The following is a 20,966-nucleotide window of genomic DNA, read 5'->3' on the forward strand; positions in this document are numbered from 1 at the left end:
AAATGAAGGAGAGGACGATGGCGGACGCAGATCTCGAACGCAAGTCGTGGGACCAGCCGGAAGGCGCAAGCTTCGGCGACTGGATGGAAGGGCGTGTCGCGCGCTATGAAACGCGGCGCTACGACTGGGACGCGCTGAAGTTCCAGGCCGACTACGACCCGAAGTATCGCCGTGCGCAGATGCGCTACGTCGGCACGGGCGGCACGGGCGTCGCGAAGGACGTCAACACGGTGCCGGCCGGCAACTTCACGTTCTCGACGATGGTGATCCCGGCCGGCAACATCGGCCCGAGCCACATCCACATCGACGTCGAGGAAATCTTCTTCGTGCTGCGCGGCAAGATGAAGGTGATCTGCGAGCGCGACGGCGAGACCTGGGAAGCGATCCTCGGCGAGCGCGACCTGATCTCGGTGCCGCCGGGCGTGTATCGCACGGAAATCAACATCGGCGAGGAGGATGCGCTGATGTGCGTGATGCTCGGTTCGCCGAAGCCGATCACGCCGACGTATCCGCCGGATTCGCCGCTCGCGAAGATCAAGCGCTGAGACGGGGCGGAGCAAGCGATGAGTGTCATCGACAAACGTGAACGCGACCGCACCGCGGCGTTCGCAGCACTGCTCGGGCAGTTTCCCGAACGGCGCTGCGCGGCCGGTGCGGCGGGCACGATCGGCTATCGCGAGGCCGGCGCGCAGCATGCGGGCCGTGCGCTGCCCGTCGTGCTGCTGCACGGGATCGGCTCGGGCGCCGCATCGTGGGTGCGCCAGCTCGACACACTCGGCGCGTCGCGGCGCGTGCTTGCGTGGGATGCGCCCGGCTACGGCGTGTCGACCCCCGTGCGCGGCGCGTCGCCGGCGGCCGCCGATTACGCGGCGTCGCTGAACGCGTGGCTCGAGGCGCTCGGCATCGACCGCTGCGTGGTGGTCGGCCATTCGCTCGGCGCGATCGTCGCGGGCGGGCTGGCCCGCGTGATGCCCGCGCGAATCGCCGGCCTGCTGCTGATCTCGCCCGCGGGCGGCTACGGCAGCGCGCCTGCCGAAACGCGCGACGCGCGTCGCGATGCGCGCCTCGCGATGCTGGCGGAACTCGGCCCGGCCAGGCTCGCCGAGCAGCGCAGCGGCAACATGCTGTCGGGTTTCGCGAGCGAGGATGCGCGCGCATGGGTGCGCTGGAACATGGCGCGCATCGTGCCGGCCGGTTACGCGCAGGCCACGCACCTGCTCGCGAATGCCGATCTCGCATCCGATCTCGCCGGTTTTCGCGGCCGCACGGCGGTCGCGGTCGGCGCGAACGACGCGATCACGCCGCCGGCCGCATGCGAGCGGATCGCCGCGGCCGCGCACGTCGAACTGCAGGTGATTCCGCAGGCCGGCCATGCGGGGTACGTGGAACAGCCTGCGATTTACTCGTCGCTGATCGATGCGTTCTGCCGCCAATGCGATCGTCAACGGGGGCTGGAATGAGCGAACCGTTGCAACGACAGGACGCGGAAAGCGCGAAGTCCGAAGCCGGGTACGTGGTGCCGGGCCTCGAACGCGGGCTGCGGATCCTCGCCGAATTCTCGCCGCGCGAGCCGGTGCTCGGCGCGCCGGAATTGTCGAAGCGGCTCGGCATTCCGCGCACGACGGTGTTCCGTCTGCTGCAGACGCTCGAGTCGCTCGGTTTCCTCGAGCGTGCGGACAAGGATCGCAACTACAAGCTCGGCATTGCGGTGCTGCGGCTCGGCTTCGAATACCTGAGCTCGCTGGAGCTGACCGATCTCGGTTTGCCGGTGATCGAGAGCTTGCGCGATGCCACTGGCTTCACGACGCACATCGTGATCCGCGACGGCCGCGACGTGGTGTTCGTCGCGAAGGCGCAGAGCCAGGCGCCGGTGTTCAGCTCGATTCGCGTGAACGTCGGCACGCGGCTGCCCGCGCACGCGACGACCCACGGCCACGTGCTGATGGGCGACCTGTCGCTGAACGAACTGCATGCGCTGTATCCGGAGGGCACGCTGAGCCGGATGACGAGCGCGACGCCGGAAACGGTCGACGCGCTGTATGAAGCGATCCGCGAGGATGCGCTGCGCGGCTACGGCGTCAGCAATTCGTCGTTCGAGCGCGGGATCTCGGTGGTCACGGCGCCGGTGCGCAACGACACGCAGAAGATCGTCGCATGCATCACGGTGACGGTGCCGCGGCCGGAGATCGACGCGGCGCTGATCGCCGACGGACTGATCGACAAGGTGCAGCGCGCGGCGGCGGAATTGTCGCGGCGGCTCAATTACCGCTCGGATGACGAGCACACGTTTCTGAAAGCTTTAGGACTCCGATGATCCAGATCGATCTGACCGGGCAGGTGGCGGTGGTGACGGGCGGTTCGTCCGGCATCGGCCTCGCGACCGCCGAACGGTTTCTGCAGGCCGGTGCGTCGGTTGCGATTTGCGGCCGCGACGGCGAACGCCTTGCGCGTGCGCAAGCGCTGCTCGGCGAGAAATATCCGGGCGCGCAGCTGCTCGCGGTGCGCTGCAACGTGCTCGACGACGGCGACGTGGCCGCGTTCGCGCAAGCGGTGTCCGACCGCTTCGACCGCGCCGACATGCTGGTCAACAACGCGGGCCAGGGCCGCGTGTCGACCTTCGCGGACACGACCGACGACGCGTGGCGCGAAGAACTCGAACTGAAGTACTTCAGCATCATCCGCCCGACGCGCGCCTTCCTGCCGCTGCTGCGCGATGCGGCCGCACCGACGATCACCTGCGTGAACTCGCTGCTCGCGCTGCAGCCGGAGCCGCACATGGTCGCGACGTCGTCGGCGCGCGCGGGCGTGCTGAGCCTCGTGAAGTCGCTCGCGACCGAGCTGGCGCCGCAGCGCATCCGCGTGAACTCGATCCTGATCGGCATCGTCGAGTCGGGTCAGTGGCGCCGCCGCTACGAAGCGCAGGCGCAGGCCGGCGAAAGCTGGGAGGACTGGACGGGCGCGCTCGCGCGCAGGAAGAACATTCCGCTGAACCGCTTCGGCAAGCCCGACGAGGCAGCCTGGGCACTCTTTTATCTCGCAACGCATCTGTCGTCCTACACGACGGGCAGCCATATCGACGTTTCTGGAGGCTTTGCACGCCATGTCTAACAAAACCACGGTTGGCGAGCTGATTGCCGCCTTTCTCGAACAGTGCGACGTCAAAACCGCATTCGGTGTCATCTCGATCCACAACATGCCGATCCTCGATGCGATCAACTCGCGCGGCAACATCCGCTACGTCGGCGCGCGCGGTGAAGCGGGCGCGGTGAACATGGCCGACGGGCTGGCCCGCGTGTCGGGCGGCCTCGGCGTCGCGTTCACGAGCACCGGCACGGCGGCGGGCAACGCGGCCGGCGCGATGGTCGAGGCGCTGACGGCCGGCACCGCGCTGCTGCACATCACCGGGCAGATCGAGACGCCGTACCTCGACCAGGACCTGGCCTACATCCACGAAGCGCCGGACCAGCTGACGATGCTCGATGCGATCTCGAAGGCGGCGTTTCGCGTGCGCACGGTCGAGACCGTGCTGCCGACGATTCGCGAAGCGGTGCGCATCGCGCAGACCGCGCCGACCGGCCCCGTGTCGGTCGAGATTCCGATCGACATCCAGGCCGCCGAAATCGAATGGCCGGAAGACCTCGCACCGGCGCACGTCGCGGTGCGCGAGCACGACGAAGCACGTGTCGCGAAGCTTGCCGACGCGCTGGCGGCCAAGCGCCGTCCGCTGCTGTGGCTCGGCGGCGGCGCGCGCCACGCACGTGCGGAAGTCGAGCGCCTGGTGAAGCTCGGCTTCGGCGTCGTGACGAGCGTGCAGGGCCGCGGCGTGCTGCCCGAGGATCACCCGGCGACGCTCGGCGCGTTCAACGTGCATTCGGCCGTCGAAGCGTTCTACAAGACCTGCGACGCGCTCGTCGTGGTCGGCTCGCGCCTGCGCGGCAACGAGACGCTGAAGTACAAGCTCGCGCTGCCGCAGCCGCTGTTCCGCGTCGATGCCGATGCACTCGCCGACAACCGCGGCTATCGCAACGAGCTGTTCGTGCACGGCGATTCGAAGCGCGTGCTCGCCGAGCTGGCCGATCGCCTCGAAGGCCGCCTGTCGGTCGATCCGCAGTTCGCGATCGATCTCGCGGCCGCGCGCGAGCAGGCCGTCGCCAGCGTGGCGGAAGGCCTCGGGCCGTACAAGAAGCTGGTCGACACGCTGCAGGGCGCGGTGGGCCGCGACTACAACTGGGTGCGCGACGTGACGATCTCGAACAGCACGTGGGGCAACCGCCTGCTGAAGATCTTCGAACCGCGCGCGGGCGTGCACGCGCTCGGCGGCGGCATCGGCCAGGGCATCCAGATGGGCATCGGCGCGGCGCTGGCCGGCTCGGCGGCGAAGACGGTCTGCCTGGTCGGCGACGGCGGCCTGATGGTCAACGTCGGCGAGCTCGTGACGGCCGTGCAGGAAAACGCGAACGTGATGATCGTGCTGATGAACGACCAGTGCTACGGCGTGATCCGCAACATCCAGGACGCGCACTACGGCGGCCGCCGCTGCTTCGTGCAGCTGCATCAACCCGATTTCGCGCAGTTCTGCGCGAGCTTCGGTCTCACGCACTACCGGATCACGTCGCTCGACCAGGCGGAAGCGATCGTGCGCGAAGGGATCGCGAAGGAAGGACCGGTGATGGTCGAAGTCGACATGCTGTCGGTCGGCTCGTTCGCATCGGCGTTCGCGGGCCCGCCGGTGAAGAAGGAAGAAACGCCGTCGGAGCGGCAATATGCTTGACGGACGCCAACCGGGCCACGGCCACGGGCACGCACCCGTCGACGTCGCGATGATCGGCTTCGGCGCGATCGGTGCGGCCGTGTATCGCGCGGTCGAGCACGATGCGTCGTTGCGCGTCGCGCACGTGATCGTCCCCGAGCACCAGCGCGATGCGGTGCAGCGCGAGCTCGGCGGTGCGGTGGAGGTCGTGTCGTCGGTCGACGCGCTGGCCCGCCGCCCCGAGTTCGCGCTCGAATGCGCGGGCCACAGCGCGCTCGTCGACCACGTCGTGCCGCTGCTGAAGGCCGGCACCGACTGCGCGGTCGCATCGATCGGCGCGCTGTCCGATCTCGCGCTGCTCGACGCGCTGTCGCAGGCCGCCGACGAAGGCGACGCGACGCTCACGCTGTTGTCCGGCGCGATCGGCGGGATCGATGCGCTGGCGTCCGCGAAGCAGGGCGGTCTCGACGAGGTGCTGTACGTCGGCCGCAAGCCGCCGCTCGGCTGGCTCGGCACGCCGGCCGAGGAACTGTGCGACCTGCGCACGATGACCGAGGAGAAGGTGATCTTCGAAGGCACCGCGCGCGACGCCGCACGGCTGTATCCGAAGAACGCGAACGTCGCGGCGACGGTTGCGCTCGCGGGCCTCGGCCTCGACGCGACGCGCGTGCGCCTGATCGCCGATCCGGCCGTCGCCCGCAACGTGCACCGGATCACCGCACGCGGCGCGTTCGGCGAGATGTCGCTCGAAATGAGCGGCAAGCCGTTGCCCGACAACCCGAAGACGTCCGCGTTGACCGCGTACAGCGCGATCCGTGCGCTGCGCAATCGCGCGGCCCGCTGCGTGATCTGAGCGAGCTGGAACGACCCGGACCTTCGGGCCATTGAACGGCTGCCTGCGCCACCGCGCGGGCAGCCGCGCAGAGACAGATTTGTGGGACTTGTGACATGACTCCATTCGATACGAGCCTCGTACCCAACGGCGACATCCTGATCGGCGGCGAGTGGCGGCGCGGCCGTGGCGCGCCGTACGCGAGCATCTATCCGGCCGACCAGTCGCTGAACATGGAAGTATCGACGGCGAACGCGGAAGACGCGGCCGACGCCGTCGCGGCCGCCGATGCCGCGTGGCGCCGCGCCGACTGGGCCGGGCTCAAGCCGCACCAGCGCGCGCTGGTGCTGTACCGGATCGCCGACCTGATCATGCAGCGTCACGAGGCGCTCGCGAACCTGCAGCGCCGCGACAACGGCAAGCCGATCGGCGAGACGCGTGTGCTGGTGGCGAGCGCGGCGAACACGTTCCGCTATTTCGCGGCATGCCTCGAGACGCTCGACGAAGAACTGACGCCGTCGCGCGGCGACTACCTGACGATGAGCGTGCACGAGCCGATCGGCGTGATCGCCGCGATCACGCCGTGGAACTCGCCGATCGCGTCCGACGCGCAGAAGCTGGCCCCGGCGCTCGCCGGCGGCAACGCGGTGGTGCTGAAGCCGGCCGAGGTCACGCCGCTCGTATCGCTCGCGCTCGCCCGCATCTGCGAGGAAGCCGGCGTGCCGAAGGGCGTGCTGAGCGTGCTGCCGGGCAAGGGCTCGGTGATCGGCGACGTGCTGGTGCGTCATCCGCTCGTGAAGAAGGTTTCGTTCACCGGCGGCACCGAAGTGGGGCGCGGCATCGCGCGCATCGCGGCGGAGAAGCTGATGCCGGTGTCGCTGGAGCTCGGCGGCAAGTCGCCGACGATCGTGTTCGACGATGCCGATCTCGATCATGCGGTCAACGGCGTGCTGTACGGGATCTTCAGCTCGTCCGGCGAGGCGTGCATCGCGGGTTCGCGGCTGTTCGTGCAGCGTGCGGTGTACGACGAATTCATGCAGCGGCTGGTGGCCGGCGCACGCAAGCTGCGCGTCGGCGACCCGACGCGCCCCGACACGCAGATGGGTCCGCTGATCACCGCGAAGCATCGCGAATCGGTGGAGCGCTACGTCGCGCTCGGGCTGGAAGAAGGCGGCCACCTGCTGTGCGGCGGCGAGCGGCCGTCGGGCGACGGGCGCGAGGACGGCTTCTTCTATCAGCCGACGATTCTCGAAGGCCTGTCGAACGGCGCGCGCATCTGCCAGGAAGAAATCTTCGGGCCGGTGCTGGTCGCGATGCCGTTCGACGACGAAGCATCGCTGATCGCGCAGGCGAACGACAGCGTGTTCGGTCTCGCCGCGGGCATCTGGACGCGCGACTACAAGCGCGCGTGGCGCATCGCGCGGGCACTGGAGACGGGCACCGTCTGGATCAACACGTACAAGCTGTTCTCGATCTCCACGCCGTTCTCGGGCTGGAAGGAGAGCGGGATGGGCCGCGAGAAGGGGCGTCTCGGCATCCGCGAGTACATGCAGCAGAAGAGCCTCTACTGGGGCTTGAACGACGCGCCGCTGCCGTGGGCGAACTGAGCGAAGGGGAATGACGCAATGACCATCTTGGGTATCGAGCAGATCACGTACGGTGTCGACGACCTCGCGACGTGCCGGCGTTTTTTCGCCGACTGGGGCTTGAAGGAAGTCGCGCACGACGACACGCGCGCCCGTTTCGAAACGCTGAACGGCTGCACCGTGCTGATCGTGAAGGCCGACGATCCGTCGCTGCCGCCCGCGTTCGAAGCGGGCCCGACGCTGCGTGAAGTCACGTGGGGCGTCGCGACGCAGCAGGAAGTCGACGCGCTGCGCACGAAACTGGCCGGCCAGCCCGGCTATTACGCGCAGGACGATGCGGTCGGCTGCATCGATCCGAACGGGATGGCGATCCGGATCGAAGTGACGCGCAAGCGCGAACTCGACATCACGGGCTCGCCGTCGAACGTGTGGGGCCGGACGGCGCGGGTCGACCGGCCGAGCCCGATCTATGCGCGCGCGGAGCCGGTCGAGGTCGGGCACGTGGTGTTCTTCACGAACTGCCTCGACGCGCAGCAGACGTTCTATCACGCGCTGCTCGGCTTCGAGACGTCGGATCGTTATCCGGGCCGCGGCGCGTTCATGCGCTGCGCGCCGCACGGCGGCCACCACGACCTGTTCCTGCTCGCGCTGCCGAATGGCAAGCGCGGCCTGAACCACGTCGCGTTCACCGTGCGCGACATCCACGAAGTGTTCGGCGGCGGCATGCACATCGACCGCTGCGGCTGGGAAACGCAGCTCGGGCCGGGGCGTCATCCGGTGTCGTCCGCGTATTTCTGGTACTTCCAGAACCCGGCCGGCGCGCTGATCGAGTACTACGCGGACGAGGACGTGCTGACGCCCGAATGGCAGCCGCGCGAATTCGAGCCGGGCCCGACCGTGTTCGCCGAATGGGCCGTCGACGGCGGCCTCGACGGCAACACGCGCCGGCAGAAGAACGCGAAGGCGCCGGAAGGCAAGTTCATGACGGAGCGCAAATCGTGAGCGAAACGAACTCGCAGGAATCGGCCGCGCCCGGCACGGTCGTCGTGATCGGCGGCGGCCAGGCCGCCGGCTGGGTGCTGAAGACGCTGCGCGCGGAAGGCTTCGCGGGCCGCCTCGTGATGATCGCCGACGAGCCGCACCTGCCGTACGAGCGTCCGCCGCTGTCGAAGGCCGTGCTGTCCGGCGACGCGGACATCGATACCGTGCGCGTCGTGCGCCCGGACGAATTCGACGCGCTGAACGTCGACGCGTGGCAGCCGGAACGTGCGGCGTCGATCGACCGTGCGCGCCGCGTGGTGAAGACCGAAAGCGGCCGCGAAGTCGAATACGACCGCCTCGTGATCGCGACCGGCGGCACGTCGCGCCGCTTGCCGGATGCACTCGTCAGGACGCCGAACCTGCATTACCTGCGCACGCTCGACGAAGCGGCCGCGCTCGGCGAGAAGCTGCGCGCGAGCCGGCGCGTGCTCGTGATCGGCGGCGGCTGGATCGGCCTCGAAGTCGCGGCGACCGCGCGCAAGCTCGGCGTCGAAGCGGTCGTCGTCGAAGGCGCGCCGCGCCTGTGCGGCCGCTCGGTGCCGCAGATCGTGTCGGACTTCCTGCTCGACCTGCATCGCGCGAACGGTGTCGACGTGCAGCTCGGCGCGGCGCTCGCGTCGCTCGATGCACAGCCCGGCGACGCATCGAAGGTGCGTGCGACCCTCGCGGACGGCACGACGATCGACGCCGATTTCGCAGTCGCCGGCATCGGTCTTGCGCTGAATGCGACGCTGGCGAGCGATGCGGGGCTCGCGATCGACGACGGGATCGTCGTCGACGAATTCGGCGCGACCAGCGACCCGGCGATCTTCGCGTGCGGCGACGTCGCGAATCATCACAACGGCTGGCTGAAGCGGCGCGTGCGGCTCGAATCGTGGGCGAACGCGCAGAACCAGGCGATCGCGGCGGCGAAGGCGGTGCTCGGCGTGCGTGCGCCGTACGCGGAGATTCCGTGGTTCTGGTCCGATCAGTACGACGTGAACCTGCAGATCCTCGGCGATCTGCCGGCCGATGCACAGGTCGTCGTGCGCGGCGATCTCGCCGCGCGCCGCGCGACGCTGTTTTTCGTGGGCGATGGGCATGTGAGAGGTGTCATCGCCGTCAACAACGCACGCGATCTGAAGCTCGCGCGCAAGTGGATGAACCAGGGCCGGGCAGTGGACACGGAAGCCCTGGCAGACACGACCAAAGCGCTTGCCTGAACGGCACAACCGGCAAAAGACCCAGGAGACACCCCGCATGAGCACTTTCGACAACGTCGTGGCCGGCAGGGCCACGATGGAAGCTGCCGCCTCCACGCCCGGCGCGATCATCGCGCGGCTCGAGCGGCTTCCGGCCAACTCGATGCAGATCCGCGCACGCGTGCTGATCGGCACCGCGACGTTCTTCGACGGCTTCGACGTGATCACGATCGCGGCGACGCTGCCGCTGCTGATTCACAAATGGGGGCTGTCGCCGACGCAGATCGGCATGCTGATCGCATCCGGCGCGATCGGCCAGCTGATCGGCGCGTTCCTGTTTCCCGCACTCGCGGAAAAGCATGGCCGCGTGAAGGCGATCGCGTGGAGTTCGGCCGTGATCGGCATCACCAGTATCGCGTGCGGCTTCGCGCCGACGTTCGAGGTGTTCGTGCTGCTGCGGATCCTGCAGGGCCTCGGTCTCGGCGGCGAACTGCCGGTCGCGGCCACGTACATCAACGAAATCACGCGTGCGCACGGCCGCGGGCGCTTCGTGCTGCTGTACGAGATCGTGTTCCCGATCGGCCTGCTGGTATCGATGGCGCTCGGCGCGTGGCTCGTGCCGCGGTTCGGCTGGGAGATCATGTACTTCGTCGGTGGGCTGCCGCTGATTCTCGCGCTGGTGCTCACGCATCTCGTGCCGGAATCGCCGCGCTGGCTCGCATCGCGCGGACGGCTCGCCGAGGCCGGGCGCGCGGTGGGCGTGTTCGAATCGTCGGTGCGCGGCGAACTGCCGCCGGCCACGCAGGCGGCCGCATACGACGAGATGGTCCGCCAGCATCCGAAGCGCCGGATGAGCGACCTGTTCAGCGCCGCGTATCGCAAGCGCACGCTCGCGGTGGCGACGCTGTGGGCGACGTGCGGGTTCATCCAGTACGGGCTGTCCACGTGGCTGCCGACCATCTACAAGAACTTCTATCACGCACCGCTGCAGCTCGCGCTGAATCTCGCGGTGATCGGTTCGGTGATGGGCGTGCTCGGTTCGCTCGCGTCGGCGCTGCTCGTCGACAAGCTCGGCCGCAAGCCGGTGATCGTGTGGTCGTTCGTGCTGTGCGCGCTGTCGCTCGCGTTGGCCGGCATCTATCACGCGTCGTCGGTGTATGTCGTCGCGGTGTTCTGCTCGCTGTCGCTCGGGCTGATGGCGTCGGGTTTCATCACCGCGTACGTGTATACGCCGGAGCAGTACCCGACCAGCATCCGCGCGTCGGGCTGCGGGCTCGGCAGCGCGTGGCTGAAGATCGCGTCGTTCGCGGCGCCGATGATCGTGCCGCACGCGATCATCGGCGGGAATCTGGCACCGGCGTTCTACCTGATCGGCGTCGTGCCGCTGATCGCGGCGCTGACCGTGCATTTCGTCGGGATCGAGACGAAGGGGAAGGTGCTCGAGGCGCTCGAGGCGTAAGCGCGGCCGGCGGTAGCGGATGACATGAGAGGCCCGGGCGATGTCCGGGCCTTTGGGCGTTGGAGCGGCCGGTCGTGCGCTGCGAACGAATGTCGCATCGGCATCGTGCGCCGCACGGATTAAAGTCGAACGGAAGCGGACACGACGACGATATCGGGAATACGACGAACCATGGCCAGGAAATTTCCGCTGCATCCCGTGCATCCGGAGCGGATCTGCTGGGGATGCGACAACTACTGCCCGACGCACGCGATGCGTTGCGGCAACGGCTCCAGCCGGACCCAGCACCCGTGCGAACTGCTCGGCGACGACTGGTATCGATACGGCGACTGGGGCATCGAATGCGCGGACGATGAAGCAGGAGGCGAAAAGGCAACCGCGGCCGCGGTCGGTGCAGCGTCATCGTAGGCGGAGTCCGAGGTGCTGCCCAAGCGCCACGTATACGGGCCGCCGCCACTCGGCGAAGGTGCGCGGGAAGTCGCCGTCGCGGCCGGCATCCCGGACGCGCCATCCGCACGCGAGGTTCACCGGGCAATCCGAGCGCTGCGTGTTGCGCGTGTCGCGGGCGCCCAGTCCGATCCGTGAGGCGAGTTGCCGGATGGCGTCGCCGAACGTACTCTTGGCCGGTACCCGGCCCCACCAGCAGGTGATCGACCATGCAAGCCCATCCTCTGCGTCTTTCCCCCGGCGACGACCTGCGCGCGTCGATCGAGCAGGCATTGCGCCGGCTCGACGCACATGCGGCATTCGTGATCCAGGGCATCGGCAGCCTGAGCGTCGCGCAATTGCGCTTCGCCGGCATCGACGCGCCGAGCGAATTGCGCGGCGACTTCGAAATCCTGACGCTCGCCGGCTCGGTCGCGCCGGACGGCGCGCACCTGCATATGTCGGTATCCGATGCGCAGGGCCGCGTGTCGGGCGGACACGTCGCGAACGGCTGCGTCGTGCGGACCACCGCCGAGATACTGCTCGTGCTGTTGCCCGCGCATCGCTTCTCCCGCGAGCCCGATGCGGGCACAGGCTTCAACGAGCTGGTGATTCGTCCGGCGGCAGACTGACCTGTGCGGCCGCGCGCCGTGCACGACTGGTGTGCCGATCGCAATATCGGATGCCGAACAGCGACGCTTCAGCGCACCGTCTTGCCGAGCACATGCTGCCGGCAATGTTCGAGATACGCCTCTTCATGCTCGGCCATCAGTTCGATGATGCTGCGCCACAGCCATGAAGGCGCGTCGACCGTCTTCGGACGTTGGCGGCGCAGCTCGGCGCGCCACGCGCGTTGCGTCGTGTCGTCCATCTGCGCGGCGTGCGCATGGCCGACCACCCACGCGAGGTAGCGCGCGGCCTCGACCGCATCGGCTTCCGACAGCCGTTCCGCTTCCAGTTTCAGATCCTGCGGCATCAGTTCGCGCATGACGACGGAACGTCCGTCGAGGCGTGCCGCGCACATCCGGCTTCCCAGCATCGGCGACACGTGCCGCGCGCCTTCGAGCACCCGTTGCGCCGGATCGCGCGGCATGCGCGCGCCGGGTTGCTTCGGCGCCTTCGCGGCCGTGGCCTCCTTGATGTCGATCAGGTAGGGCGGATGCCCGTCCGCACACGCGTCGTCGATATCGAGCATCACCGCGAAACGGCGCCGCCCGAGCGAGCTGCAGCCCTTCACCCAATAGGCGGCGTCGAGCACCTTCATACGGGCGTCGCTGCGTGTCGCCCGGCTGAGCGCGGCACTGACCGGGGCGACCGGTGACGATTCGAACAGCGCGTGAATGGCGCGCCGCTCGCGGTCCGACAGCGGCCAGAAGCGTTTGCCCAGCGGAATGTGCGGCGTGGCGTTGCGGATCGTCTGCCGGTCGAGTTTTCGCCATGACCGGTGCAGCGCGGCCTTCATCGCGATCTTCACTGCGGTCGGGCGTTGCATGCGGCCGGTTTCGTCGCGGTGGCGGGTATCGAATGCCCGTTCGTATCCATCGATCAGCGCTTCGATCATCCGCCACGTGATGACGCCGGGCAGATCGGAGCTGCGCGCCGCGGTCGCGAGCGAGAAGCCGAGACGCAGCACGTCGTGGACCGGACTGCCGATCACGCTCTGGTCGAGGTCGCGAATCTGCACGGCGACCTCGCCCGTCTTCGCCGCGACGGGGCCGAGATTGCCGAGATGACAGTCGCCGCCGATCCATATCGCGGGACCGTCGGGCAGCGTGCCGGAGCGGTGGTCCGCCAGCCACGCATAGAAGCGCTCTGCCGTGCCGCGCGTATAGGTGTGGATCGAGCGCGCCATCTTGCGGCTGCGGAGCGTTGCAAGAATGTGCGCGCGCTGGTCGAGGGTCGGCAGTCGTGCCGATGCCGCAGTCTTTTTTGCCACGATGCGTTCTCCTTCCGTCGCGCCGCGATGCGGTGCCAGTGCGCATGCCGCGTGCGCGATGTCCGTTGATTCGCCGATGCGACGCTGTCGCGCACCGGCGCGGCCGCGCGCGCTCAACCGGGCACGAACACGCCCATCGCGGCGATCGCCATCGCGGCCGTCGCGATCCAGCCGCCCCATGCGAGCATGCCCTTGACGGCGAATTCGCCCATGATGCGCGTGCTTCCGGCCATCAGCATCATCACGACCATGATCGGCACGGCCGTCAGGCCGTTGATGACCGCGCTCCAGTAGAGCGCGCGGATCGGGTCGAAATGCATGAACGTGATCGCCACGCCGCCGACGATCGCGAGCGCGATGACCGTATAGAACTCGGGCGCGACGCCGAGCCGCAGCGCGAGGCTGTTGCGCCAGCGGAACGTGCCGGCGGCCGCGTAGGCCGCGGATCCGGCGAGCACCGGCAACGCCAGCAGGCCGGTGCCGATGATCCCGAGCGCGAACAGCACGTACGCGAAATGTCCGGCGATGGGCTCGAGCGCGCGCGCGGCATCCGCCGACGTCTTCACGTCGATGTGATGCCGGTTGAGCGTGGCCGCGGCCGTCAGCGTGATGAAGAACGCAATCACGTTCGAGACGCCCATGCCGACCCACGTGTCGAAGCTGATCCGCCGCAGCTGCGCGGGTGCCTGATGCGGCATGCGCCGCAGCGGCCGCTGGCTGGGCGCCGCGTGCAGTTCCTCGACCTCCTGCGACGCCTGCCAGAAGAACAGGTAAGGGCTGATCGTCGTGCCGAGCACCGCGACGACGGTCGTCAGGTAACCGGCGCTCAGCTGCACGTGCGGCAGCACGATCGCGCGGCCGACGTCGCCCCAATCGACCGGCACGACGAGCGCCACCGCGACATACGCGAGCAGCACCAGCGCCGTCCATTTGAGCAGGCGGGCGTAGCGATCGTAAGGCACGAAAATCTGCAGCACGGCCGATATGCCGCCCAGGCAGACGACGTAGAGCTGCTGCGGGCCGTGCAGCAGCAGGTTGACCGCCGCGCCCATCGCCGACAGGTCGGCCGCGATGTTGATCACGTTCGCGACGATCAGCAGCACGACGGTGACGTAAAGCAGCCACGGCGGATAGTGCGTGCGCATGTTCGACGCGAGGCCTTTGCCGGTCACGCGGCCGATGCGCGCGCTGACCAGCTGGATGGCCGTCATCAGCGGATAGGTCAGCAGCAGCGACCAGAGTAGTTCGAATCCGAATTGCGCACCCGCCTGCGAGTACGTACCGATTCCCGACGGATCGTCGTCCGCGGCGCCGGTGACCAGGCCCGGCCCGAGGCGCCGCAGCCACGTTGCGGCGCGCGGACGAGCCGGCGCGGAATCGAGGGACTCGTTGTCGTTCATGATGGCGGCCCGTGGGGAGGGGGCTATCGAGCCGCAATTGGCGTGCCCGGACGGCACGGGTTGGCGGGACGGGATGCCGACAGGTTGCTGGCGCGACGCGGCGCCCAGGTGCGGCCTGCGTGAGGGAAACAGACGATTCGGCGAGGGGGCGGGACGGCGGAATCGGGAATGGGTTGGCGGGACCGAAGCCACGATGAGCGGTGTTGGGCGATTCCGGGCGGCTGGTATTGCAACGACAGCCGCCGCCGTCGCGGATCGGCGCGATCTCCGCTGCGTTGACGCCGCGGAACGCACGCGGCTCGCGATCCAGTGCGTACCGGATCGCGGCCGATGCGATGCCGGCGAGGCCTGGCTCGATACGCCGCAGCCACGATCGATCATCGAGCGTGCAGCGCGCCGGATGCGGCGCGTATTCGCCTTACCGGTACGTCAGGGCACGCGGCGCAGCGCGGAACAGGGGGAGACGCTGCTGGTGTCCGCTCTCGGCCGAGCGGCGCGACGTCCGCGTAACGGGCGCGCGCCCGTCCGACTTCAACGTGCCGCCATCGCGACGTCGCGGTTGCCGCGTCCGGTCACGAGGCAGCCGGACATGAACGCCTCGCTCTGGCTGTCGGCCGCCGCGCTGCCGAAGCCCCGGCTCAGCGCGTCGTATTTCACCTGTTCGGCACCCTGCGAACACGCGATCGGGCTGGCGTCGCGGCCTTGCGCGTGCAGCAGCGCGCGATCGCCGATCAGGTAGGCCAGCAACGCGAAAAAAGCGATGTGTACGACTCGTCTCATGATTCGTCTCCTCGTCGCCCAAGCGTAACGCGGACCGGTTCGTCGAAGCACTTGGGGCTTCCCCCGGTAAACGTCTGCTGAATGGCGGCTCCCCGCGCGCATCGCGTCCCGTTTTTGCGGTGCGCTCGCCGCGCACGCGCGGCTGCCGGCCGCCGACCGGCGTGCAGTTCACGCGAGTTTGACGAATGTCAGGTTACGGGCAGCGCGAGACGGTCGCGCCGGCCTTCAAAGCGATAGCATGAATGCATGTTTCGACGGAACGCGATGTGCGGCAGGCGATGGGCGCAGCGGTTCCGAACGCAGCAGATACGTGTTGAACATCGCTATCGAAATAGTGAGGAATCCAAATGCTTGACGTCTCTTCCGTTCTGATCAGCATGGCACCGTTGTGGATGATTCTGCTAGGTGCGTCATCTCTGGCGACTTACCTCGTGTTCTGGCGCAAGGCGATCAGGTAAGCGCTGCGTCGACCGTCGCGGGTCGCCGGTGAAGGGGATGCGTCGACGCGGCAGCGTTCCGATGCCGAGGCGGCCGCGCTCGCGCGCATCGCCGCTTACGCAGCCATCAAGCGCGGCGCGAACCGTGGCCGACTGCCGACGGCAACACAGCCACCGCTGTTATCGCACTGCGGTCACAGGTACATTCGAAATACGCACGAGGCGGCTCATCACACTGCGCCGGAAGATCGACAGCAGCGCATGCAGCGGCCCGTGTCTCGGCGCGACGACGACGATTTCGTCGCAGCCGGCCTCCACGGCGACGTCGGCGATCGTGGCGGCCACCGGCCCGACCTTCTTCACGATGCTGTACCGCACGCCGGCTTCCTGCAGCATGCGTTCGGCCGTCGACAAGTCGTTGCACGCGAACCTGTCTTCGATCGCGCGCAACCGCGACAGCGGATGAAACGCCTCGAGCCGCGTTGCTTCGAGCGGCGCCTGCACATTGATCAGCACGATCTCCGACGCGCAGTGTTCGCCGTACAGGAACGCCGCATGACGGACCGCCTGAAGCGAGCGCGGCGAATGGCCGACCGGTACCAGCAGCTTGAGCATGGAGAATGCCCCGGAGTCGAGATGGTTGAAGCGTAGCGTTGCGCCGGATGGGGCGATCTAAAGAGATCGGGCGAGCGCGTAAAAATGTCGTCAACGTCCGCCTTCTTGCCGCGCCAATTAGAAATATAAGAAATTTAAGTTTATGCGCATAAACGTTTTCATCGAGCGGCCCGAGTGCGGAAACGGCGCCCCCCACGCCGATTCAGTCGATTCCTCAATGAATCGCGCCAGAAAATATCGGAGGTCGGCGATCCGGCGTCGCGTAGAGTAGAGCATCGGCCGCGGCGCGGCCCCGCCTGGCGCCTCTCCGGCCGCCGCGGACGGCCCGGCGCCATCGCACGGCCCGCCATTCCATTCCGATTCCAGGAGACTCCGCATGCCGCACGGCGCCCCGCAGCTTCTCGCTCCCGCTTCCATCACCGTCGACCCGATCGTGCGCCTGTCGGCCGGCGAGCTCGCGTCGGCGATCCGCAGCAAGGCGGTGTCGTGCGTCGAGACGATGCGCGCGTATCTCGATCACATCGAGCGCGTGAACGGCGCGGTGAACGCGCTGATTTCGCTGCGCGATCGCGACACGCTTCTTGCCGAAGCCGCGGAAAAGGATGCCGCGCTCGCCCGCGGCGAGTATCACGGCTGGCTGCACGGGATGCCGCAGGCGCCGAAGGATCTCGCGATGACGAAAGGGCTGCGGACGACCTACGGCTCGCCGATCTTCCGCGATAACGTACCGCAGGCCGATTCGGTCGGTGCGGCGCGGATGCGGGCCGCGGGCGCGATCTTCATCGGCAAGACCAATACGCCGGAGTTCGGGCTCGGTTCGCACACGTTCAACGAAGTTCACGGCGCGACGCGCAATCCGTACGACCTGACGAAGAGCGCGGGCGGCAGCAGCGGCGGAACGGCCGCGGCGCTCGCGTCGCGGATGCTGCCCGTCGCCGACGGCAGCGATTTCGGCGGTTCGCTGCGCAATCCGGCCGCGTTCTGCAACATCTACGGCTTCCGTCCGTCGCAGGGGCGCGTGCCGCGCTGGCCGGGCGTCGACGTGTACATGCAGCAGCTCGGCATCGAAGGGCCGATGGGCCGCACGGTCGGCGACGTCGCACAGCTGCTCGCGATCCAGGCCGGTTACGACCCGAACGATCCGCTGTCGCTCGCCGAGGATCCGGCCGTGTTCACGAAGCCGCTCGACAAGGATCTGCGTGGCGAGCGCATCGCGTGGGTCGGCGACTGGAACGGCTATCTCGCGACCGAGCCGGGCGTGCTCGCGCAGTGCGAACAGGGTCTCGCGACGCTGCGCGAGATCGGCTGCGACGTCGATGCGGCGCTGCCGGCGTTCGCGCCCGAACGGATCTGGCGACTGTGGCTCGCGCACCGGCACCTGCTGTCGGGCGGCGGGCTGCTCGCGCACTATCGCGACCCGGCGCGGCGCGCGCTGCTGAAGCCCGAGGCGATCTACGAGGTCGAAGGGCTGCTCGCGATGCAGGGTGCCGCGGTGTTCGACGCGAGCAGCGAGCGCACCGCGTGGCACCAGGCCGTGCTGAGCTTCTTCGATCGCTACGACTTCATTGCGGCACCGACCGCGCAGGTGTTTCCGTTCGACGTCGAGCAGCGCTGGCCGAAGGAAATCGCGGGCCGCGCGATGGACACCTACCACCGCTGGATGGAAACGGTCGTCCCGTGGACGCTGGCCGGCTGCCCGGTGATCAGCGTGCCGGTCGGCTTCAACGACGCGGGGCTGCCGATGGGGATGCAATTGATCGGCCGGCCGCGCGCGGATCTCGCGGTGCTGCAGCTCGCGCGCGGCTACGAGCAGGCGGCCGACTGGGTCGGCCGGCGACTGCCGGCGTGGATGGCCGCCTGACGCGCAGCGCTGCAGTGCGGGCAAGGCGGCGAACGCGCACGCCGATGCGCGCCGTCGCCGCCGCGAACGTCGGAATCAGAAGGTGATGTTGGTCCGCAGCCCGAGCACGAACGTGTTGCGCAGCGGCGCGCGCGGATCGGACGGATTCTGCCCCGCGCCCGCATTGAACGTGTACTGCGCGTCGGCCTGGATCTGCCACCACGGCGCGACCTGGTAGTTGTACGTCGCTTCCAGCGCGGTCTCGCTGCCGCGCACGCCGTACGGCGCGCCGTTGAACGCAAGCGCATCCTCGTCGAGCGCGCGTGCGTGACGTCCGACCTTGATGTAGGTGAGCGCGAGGCCGGCGGAGTCGTTGTCGCGGCCGGCGAACGGCGCCTTCAGCACGACGCCGACGTTGGCTGCCGCGCTGACGAGGTTGCGGTCGCCCGGCGCGCCCATCACGCGCGCGAACACGCCGAGGCTGCGCGGGCTGTCGGGGCCGGCGCGCCACACCATCTGGTCGGCCACCGCATACACGCTGTAGTCGCCGCGATGCGGACGGCCGACGCCGCTCGAGTCCGGGCTCGCGAGCGAGCGGCCGATCGTGTCGTCGCGCTGGTCGGCGAAGCTGCCGCTGTGATACCAGACGCCGACCTTGTAGGTGCCGGGCAGCCCGCCGGGCGTTTTCGTGCCGCCCGAACTGCCTTCCTGGTTGATCGCGTACTGCAGCTCGCCGATGAACAGCGCGCCGTCGTGCAGGTTGAAATTGGTGCCGCTGCGATTGTTCGGGTTGTTGCCGACCGGGTCGCCGTCGAACACGCCGGCGAGCGCAGTCAACGACGGCGTGAGCTTCGCGCGCACGCGCACGCCGAGCGCGGACAGCGGATACGCGGGGCCGCCGCTCGGCAAGTCGTACGACGGCAGTGCGGGCCAGCCGAACATCGTGTTGATGAAGGTGGCCGAATACGCGCTGGTCAGGAATTCCTGGTCGACGGCCTGCTGGCCGATCTTCACGTCGACGCGTTCGTCGAACAGCGCCTGCTGATACCAGAGTTCCCACAGCCGCGTGGTGTCCTCGGCCTCGATGCCGCTCGCGGTGTTCAGCGTGCCGAGATAGTTCGGGCTGAACTGGCGGCCGTGGATCTGCAGCGCGCTGACGTTGAAGCTGCCGCCTTTCCAGCCGAACGCCTTGTCGGTGTCGACGCCGAGCGTCATCGTCGTCAGCCCGTGATACGCGACGCCGCGATCGAGGCCGCCGCGCAGATTGCCGAGCAGCTCGCTGGTCTCGGTCAGGCCGAACGTGACGCCGTACTTGCCGAGCCATGGGCGCACGCCGCCGATGTCGCCGAGCAGCGTGTCGCGGGTCCACAGACTGTCGGCGGCAGGCGTGTCCGAACCGGGCTGTGCGGCGGCGGCCGGCGCCTCTTGCGCGGCGGCTGCGCCCGCGATCAGCTGGATCGCGCAGGCGAGCGCCATGACGGACATGCGGCAGGATGCGCGGCGCGGCGCGCGGTGGCGAAGGCGGTCGGCCGCGGCGACGAGGGCGGCACCGGACAGCGAAACAGGCGACATGAAATTCCTTGGAGGTGAGGCGACGGGCACGTCGCGCGGCGGCGCGCGGGCAAATGAACAGAAGCGGGGCGAATCGTAAGAAACCCGCATCGCGCCGTCAATTCCGGAGCCGTGAAATAGACGATATTGATGCGAAAAAGGAACGAATCCTGACGTGCGCTTGATATCGCGCAGCGAATGCCGACGAATGCGTGAAACGAGCCGGAGCGGCGGCCGAATTGCAAGCGCCCGCGGCGCGCGATTTCGTTTCGATGTGTTTCAGTCGTTGCGGCGGCGCGCGACGCGCTTCGACAATATCGGCCACGATATTTCCGGCACGAGGGAACACAGATGAAGCACATTCGCGCGACGGGCAAGCACCTCGCATCGGCGAGCATCGCATTCGGCATCCTGCTGGGCGCACACGGCACCGCGCATGCGCAGCTCGACCTGCAGTCGATCGGATCGGCGCTGCTCGGCGGCGGGCAGCAACAGGCCGCACCCGCACAGGGCGGCGTCGCGCAACTGATGCAGGCGTACGTCGGCGCGAACCAGCAGGTGCTGGCAGGCCAGTCGTCGCTCGCGTCGGCGATGGGGCTCACCGGCGCGGCCGGACAGGCGCAGCAGGCCGCGAGCCTGCTCGGCAGCGGCAATGCGCTGACGCCGGCCGCGCTGTCGCAGATGGGCGGCGCGCAGCAGTCGGTGTCGCAGGCGCTCGGCCAGGCGTTCGCGAGCGGCGGCGCGACGCACGGCCCGATCGACAAGCAGGCGTTCACCAACGGCCTCGCGTCGCTCGGGCAGGGCCTCACGCAATACTCGCAGCTGCAGTCGGGGCTAGGCAGCCTCGGTTCGACGAGCGCCGCGTCGCTGCTGCAGGCGGGCCTGAATCCGCAGAACATGCAGGCCGCGTCGTATATCGCGCAAAGCGCGCCGGGCCAGCTGCAGTCGCTGGCGTCGACGCTCAGCCAGGCCGTGCAGTTCGCGACGAGCCAGGGCATCTCGGTGCCGTCGGTCGCATCGTCCGCGCTGAAGCTGCTGCCGTAACGCTGCCAGGCCGCGCGCGTTGGCGGTGCCGGCAACGCGCGCGGTTGTCCGGGATGGCATGCGCTGGGGCGGGCGAGCCGCGCAAGCC

General features: G+C 68.5%; 19 protein-coding genes. 14 read left to right on the plus strand and 5 right to left on the minus strand.

The annotated features are described in order from the left end of the window. Positions 1-17: 17 nt before the first annotated feature. The 12 genes from Q3A80_RS04345 (at position 18) to Q3A80_RS04400 (ending at position 11,907) form a co-directional block, all read left to right on the plus strand. Entirely contained in the window at positions 18-545 is a 528-nt protein-coding gene (locus Q3A80_RS04345) for a cupin domain-containing protein (RefSeq protein ID WP_446327842.1), read from the plus strand. An 18-nt stretch (positions 546-563) separates the two neighbouring features. Next, positions 564-1,460 (plus strand): alpha/beta fold hydrolase, encoded by an 897-nt coding sequence (locus Q3A80_RS04350; RefSeq protein ID WP_446327843.1) that lies wholly within the window; start codon positions 564-566, stop codon positions 1,458-1,460. Beyond that, positions 1,457-2,314: an IclR family transcriptional regulator gene (locus Q3A80_RS04355; RefSeq protein WP_446327844.1), complete on the plus strand. Its 858-nt coding sequence runs from the start codon at positions 1,457-1,459 to the stop codon at positions 2,312-2,314. Before Q3A80_RS04350 ends, Q3A80_RS04355 begins: the two co-directional genes overlap by 4 nt. Further along, the gene (locus tag Q3A80_RS04360; RefSeq protein WP_446327845.1) at positions 2,311-3,108 is read left to right on the plus strand and encodes an SDR family oxidoreductase; all 798 of its coding nucleotides are present in this window, start codon (positions 2,311-2,313) and stop codon (positions 3,106-3,108) included. The genes Q3A80_RS04355 and Q3A80_RS04360 overlap by 4 nt, the downstream gene beginning before the upstream one ends. Continuing rightward, positions 3,101-4,771 carry a thiamine pyrophosphate-binding protein gene (locus Q3A80_RS04365; RefSeq protein WP_446327846.1) on the plus strand — a complete coding sequence of 557 codons (1,671 nt, stop codon included), beginning with the start codon at positions 3,101-3,103 and terminating at the stop codon, positions 4,769-4,771. The genes Q3A80_RS04360 and Q3A80_RS04365 overlap by 8 nt, the downstream gene beginning before the upstream one ends. Next, on the plus strand, positions 4,764-5,603 hold the full coding sequence (locus Q3A80_RS04370; RefSeq protein ID WP_446327847.1) for an aspartate dehydrogenase: 840 nt from the start codon (positions 4,764-4,766) through the stop codon (positions 5,601-5,603). The genes Q3A80_RS04365 and Q3A80_RS04370 overlap by 8 nt, the downstream gene beginning before the upstream one ends. A gap of 95 nt (positions 5,604-5,698) precedes the next feature. Next, positions 5,699-7,189: an aldehyde dehydrogenase gene (locus Q3A80_RS04375; RefSeq protein ID WP_446327848.1), complete on the plus strand. Its 1,491-nt coding sequence runs from the start codon at positions 5,699-5,701 to the stop codon at positions 7,187-7,189. Positions 7,190-7,207: 18 nt separating this feature from the next. Next, positions 7,208-8,170 (plus strand): VOC family protein, encoded by a 963-nt coding sequence (locus tag Q3A80_RS04380; RefSeq protein ID WP_446327849.1) that lies wholly within the window; start codon positions 7,208-7,210, stop codon positions 8,168-8,170. Further along, complete coding sequence (locus tag Q3A80_RS04385) at positions 8,167-9,411, plus strand: NAD(P)/FAD-dependent oxidoreductase (RefSeq protein ID WP_446327850.1); 1,245 nt, start codon at positions 8,167-8,169, stop codon at positions 9,409-9,411. The genes Q3A80_RS04380 and Q3A80_RS04385 overlap by 4 nt, the downstream gene beginning before the upstream one ends. Positions 9,412-9,448: 37 nt before the next feature. Beyond that, positions 9,449-10,849, plus strand: a complete 1,401-nt coding sequence (locus tag Q3A80_RS04390) for an MFS transporter (protein ID WP_446327851.1) — start codon at positions 9,449-9,451, stop codon at positions 10,847-10,849. 171 nt (positions 10,850-11,020) lie between these two features. Then, a complete protein-coding gene (locus tag Q3A80_RS04395) occupies positions 11,021-11,257 on the plus strand; it encodes a DUF3079 domain-containing protein (protein WP_446327852.1) in 237 nt (78 codons plus the stop codon). 248 nt (positions 11,258-11,505) lie between these two features. Beyond that, positions 11,506-11,907, plus strand: coding sequence for a PPC domain-containing DNA-binding protein (locus tag Q3A80_RS04400; protein ID WP_446327853.1), 402 nt, complete (start codon positions 11,506-11,508; stop codon positions 11,905-11,907). 68 nt (positions 11,908-11,975) lie between these two features. Here Q3A80_RS04400 and Q3A80_RS04405 read toward each other — a convergent pair whose 3' ends face one another. The 4 genes from Q3A80_RS04405 to Q3A80_RS04420 all read right to left on the minus strand — a co-directional run bounded on the left by Q3A80_RS04405 (position 11,976) and on the right by Q3A80_RS04420 (position 16,443). Continuing rightward, positions 11,976-13,211, minus strand: a complete 1,236-nt coding sequence (locus tag Q3A80_RS04405; RefSeq protein ID WP_446327854.1) for a DUF2252 family protein — start codon at positions 13,209-13,211, stop codon at positions 11,976-11,978. Between the two features lie 113 nt (positions 13,212-13,324). After that, positions 13,325-14,611 (minus strand): NRAMP family divalent metal transporter, encoded by a 1,287-nt coding sequence (locus Q3A80_RS04410; protein WP_446327855.1) that lies wholly within the window; start codon positions 14,609-14,611, stop codon positions 13,325-13,327. 531 nt (positions 14,612-15,142) lie between these two features. Then, entirely contained in the window at positions 15,143-15,391 is a 249-nt protein-coding gene (locus Q3A80_RS04415) for an adhesin (RefSeq protein WP_446327856.1), read from the minus strand. 617 nt (positions 15,392-16,008) lie between these two features. Then, the gene (locus Q3A80_RS04420; RefSeq protein WP_446327857.1) at positions 16,009-16,443 is read right to left on the minus strand and encodes a universal stress protein; all 435 of its coding nucleotides are present in this window, start codon (positions 16,441-16,443) and stop codon (positions 16,009-16,011) included. 376 nt (positions 16,444-16,819) lie between these two features. Between Q3A80_RS04420 and Q3A80_RS04425 the strand changes: the two genes are divergently transcribed. Then, positions 16,820-18,304, plus strand: a complete 1,485-nt coding sequence (locus Q3A80_RS04425; protein ID WP_446327858.1) for an amidase — start codon at positions 16,820-16,822, stop codon at positions 18,302-18,304. A gap of 75 nt (positions 18,305-18,379) precedes the next feature. On the opposite strand, the gene Q3A80_RS04430 is transcribed toward Q3A80_RS04425, so the two are convergent. Then, positions 18,380-19,855, minus strand: coding sequence for a carbohydrate porin (locus Q3A80_RS04430; protein ID WP_446327859.1), 1,476 nt, complete (start codon positions 19,853-19,855; stop codon positions 18,380-18,382). Positions 19,856-20,185: 330 nt separating this feature from the next. On the opposite strand from Q3A80_RS04430, the gene Q3A80_RS04435 reads away from it, so the two are divergent. Further along, a complete protein-coding gene (locus Q3A80_RS04435) occupies positions 20,186-20,878 on the plus strand; it encodes a hypothetical protein (RefSeq protein ID WP_446327860.1) in 693 nt (230 codons plus the stop codon). Positions 20,879-20,966: the final 88 nt, after the last annotated feature.

The sequence above is a fragment of the Burkholderia sp. SR8 genome (assembly GCF_052851275.1).

What these genes read in the sequence shown, in the direction of transcription:
- Q3A80_RS04370 (WP_446327847.1), top strand. Translation starts at nt 4,764, where the DNA reads ATGCTTGACGGACGCCAACCGGGCCACGGCCACGGGCACGCACCCGTC.
- Q3A80_RS04395 (WP_446327852.1), top strand. Translation starts at nt 11,021, where the DNA reads ATGGCCAGGAAATTTCCGCTGCATCCCGTGCATCCGGAGCGGATCTGC.
- Q3A80_RS04365 (WP_446327846.1), top strand. Translation starts at nt 3,101, where the DNA reads ATGTCTAACAAAACCACGGTTGGCGAGCTGATTGCCGCCTTTCTCGAA.
- Q3A80_RS04400 (WP_446327853.1), top strand. Translation starts at nt 11,506, where the DNA reads ATGCAAGCCCATCCTCTGCGTCTTTCCCCCGGCGACGACCTGCGCGCG.
- Q3A80_RS04390 (WP_446327851.1), top strand. Translation starts at nt 9,449, where the DNA reads ATGAGCACTTTCGACAACGTCGTGGCCGGCAGGGCCACGATGGAAGCT.
- Q3A80_RS04410 (WP_446327855.1), bottom strand. Translation starts at nt 14,611, where the DNA reads ATGAACGACAACGAGTCCCTCGATTCCGCGCCGGCTCGTCCGCGCGCC.
- Q3A80_RS04425 (WP_446327858.1), top strand. Translation starts at nt 16,820, where the DNA reads ATGCCGCACGGCGCCCCGCAGCTTCTCGCTCCCGCTTCCATCACCGTC.
- Q3A80_RS04375 (WP_446327848.1), top strand. Translation starts at nt 5,699, where the DNA reads ATGACTCCATTCGATACGAGCCTCGTACCCAACGGCGACATCCTGATC.
- Q3A80_RS04430 (WP_446327859.1), bottom strand. Translation starts at nt 19,855, where the DNA reads ATGTCGCCTGTTTCGCTGTCCGGTGCCGCCCTCGTCGCCGCGGCCGAC.
- Q3A80_RS04415 (WP_446327856.1), bottom strand. Translation starts at nt 15,391, where the DNA reads ATGAGACGAGTCGTACACATCGCTTTTTTCGCGTTGCTGGCCTACCTG.
- Q3A80_RS04360 (WP_446327845.1), top strand. Translation starts at nt 2,311, where the DNA reads ATGATCCAGATCGATCTGACCGGGCAGGTGGCGGTGGTGACGGGCGGT.
- Q3A80_RS04345 (WP_446327842.1), top strand. Translation starts at nt 18, where the DNA reads ATGGCGGACGCAGATCTCGAACGCAAGTCGTGGGACCAGCCGGAAGGC.
- Q3A80_RS04380 (WP_446327849.1), top strand. Translation starts at nt 7,208, where the DNA reads ATGACCATCTTGGGTATCGAGCAGATCACGTACGGTGTCGACGACCTC.
- Q3A80_RS04350 (WP_446327843.1), top strand. Translation starts at nt 564, where the DNA reads ATGAGTGTCATCGACAAACGTGAACGCGACCGCACCGCGGCGTTCGCA.
- Q3A80_RS04420 (WP_446327857.1), bottom strand. Translation starts at nt 16,443, where the DNA reads ATGCTCAAGCTGCTGGTACCGGTCGGCCATTCGCCGCGCTCGCTTCAG.
- Q3A80_RS04435 (WP_446327860.1), top strand. Translation starts at nt 20,186, where the DNA reads ATGAAGCACATTCGCGCGACGGGCAAGCACCTCGCATCGGCGAGCATC.
- Q3A80_RS04355 (WP_446327844.1), top strand. Translation starts at nt 1,457, where the DNA reads ATGAGCGAACCGTTGCAACGACAGGACGCGGAAAGCGCGAAGTCCGAA.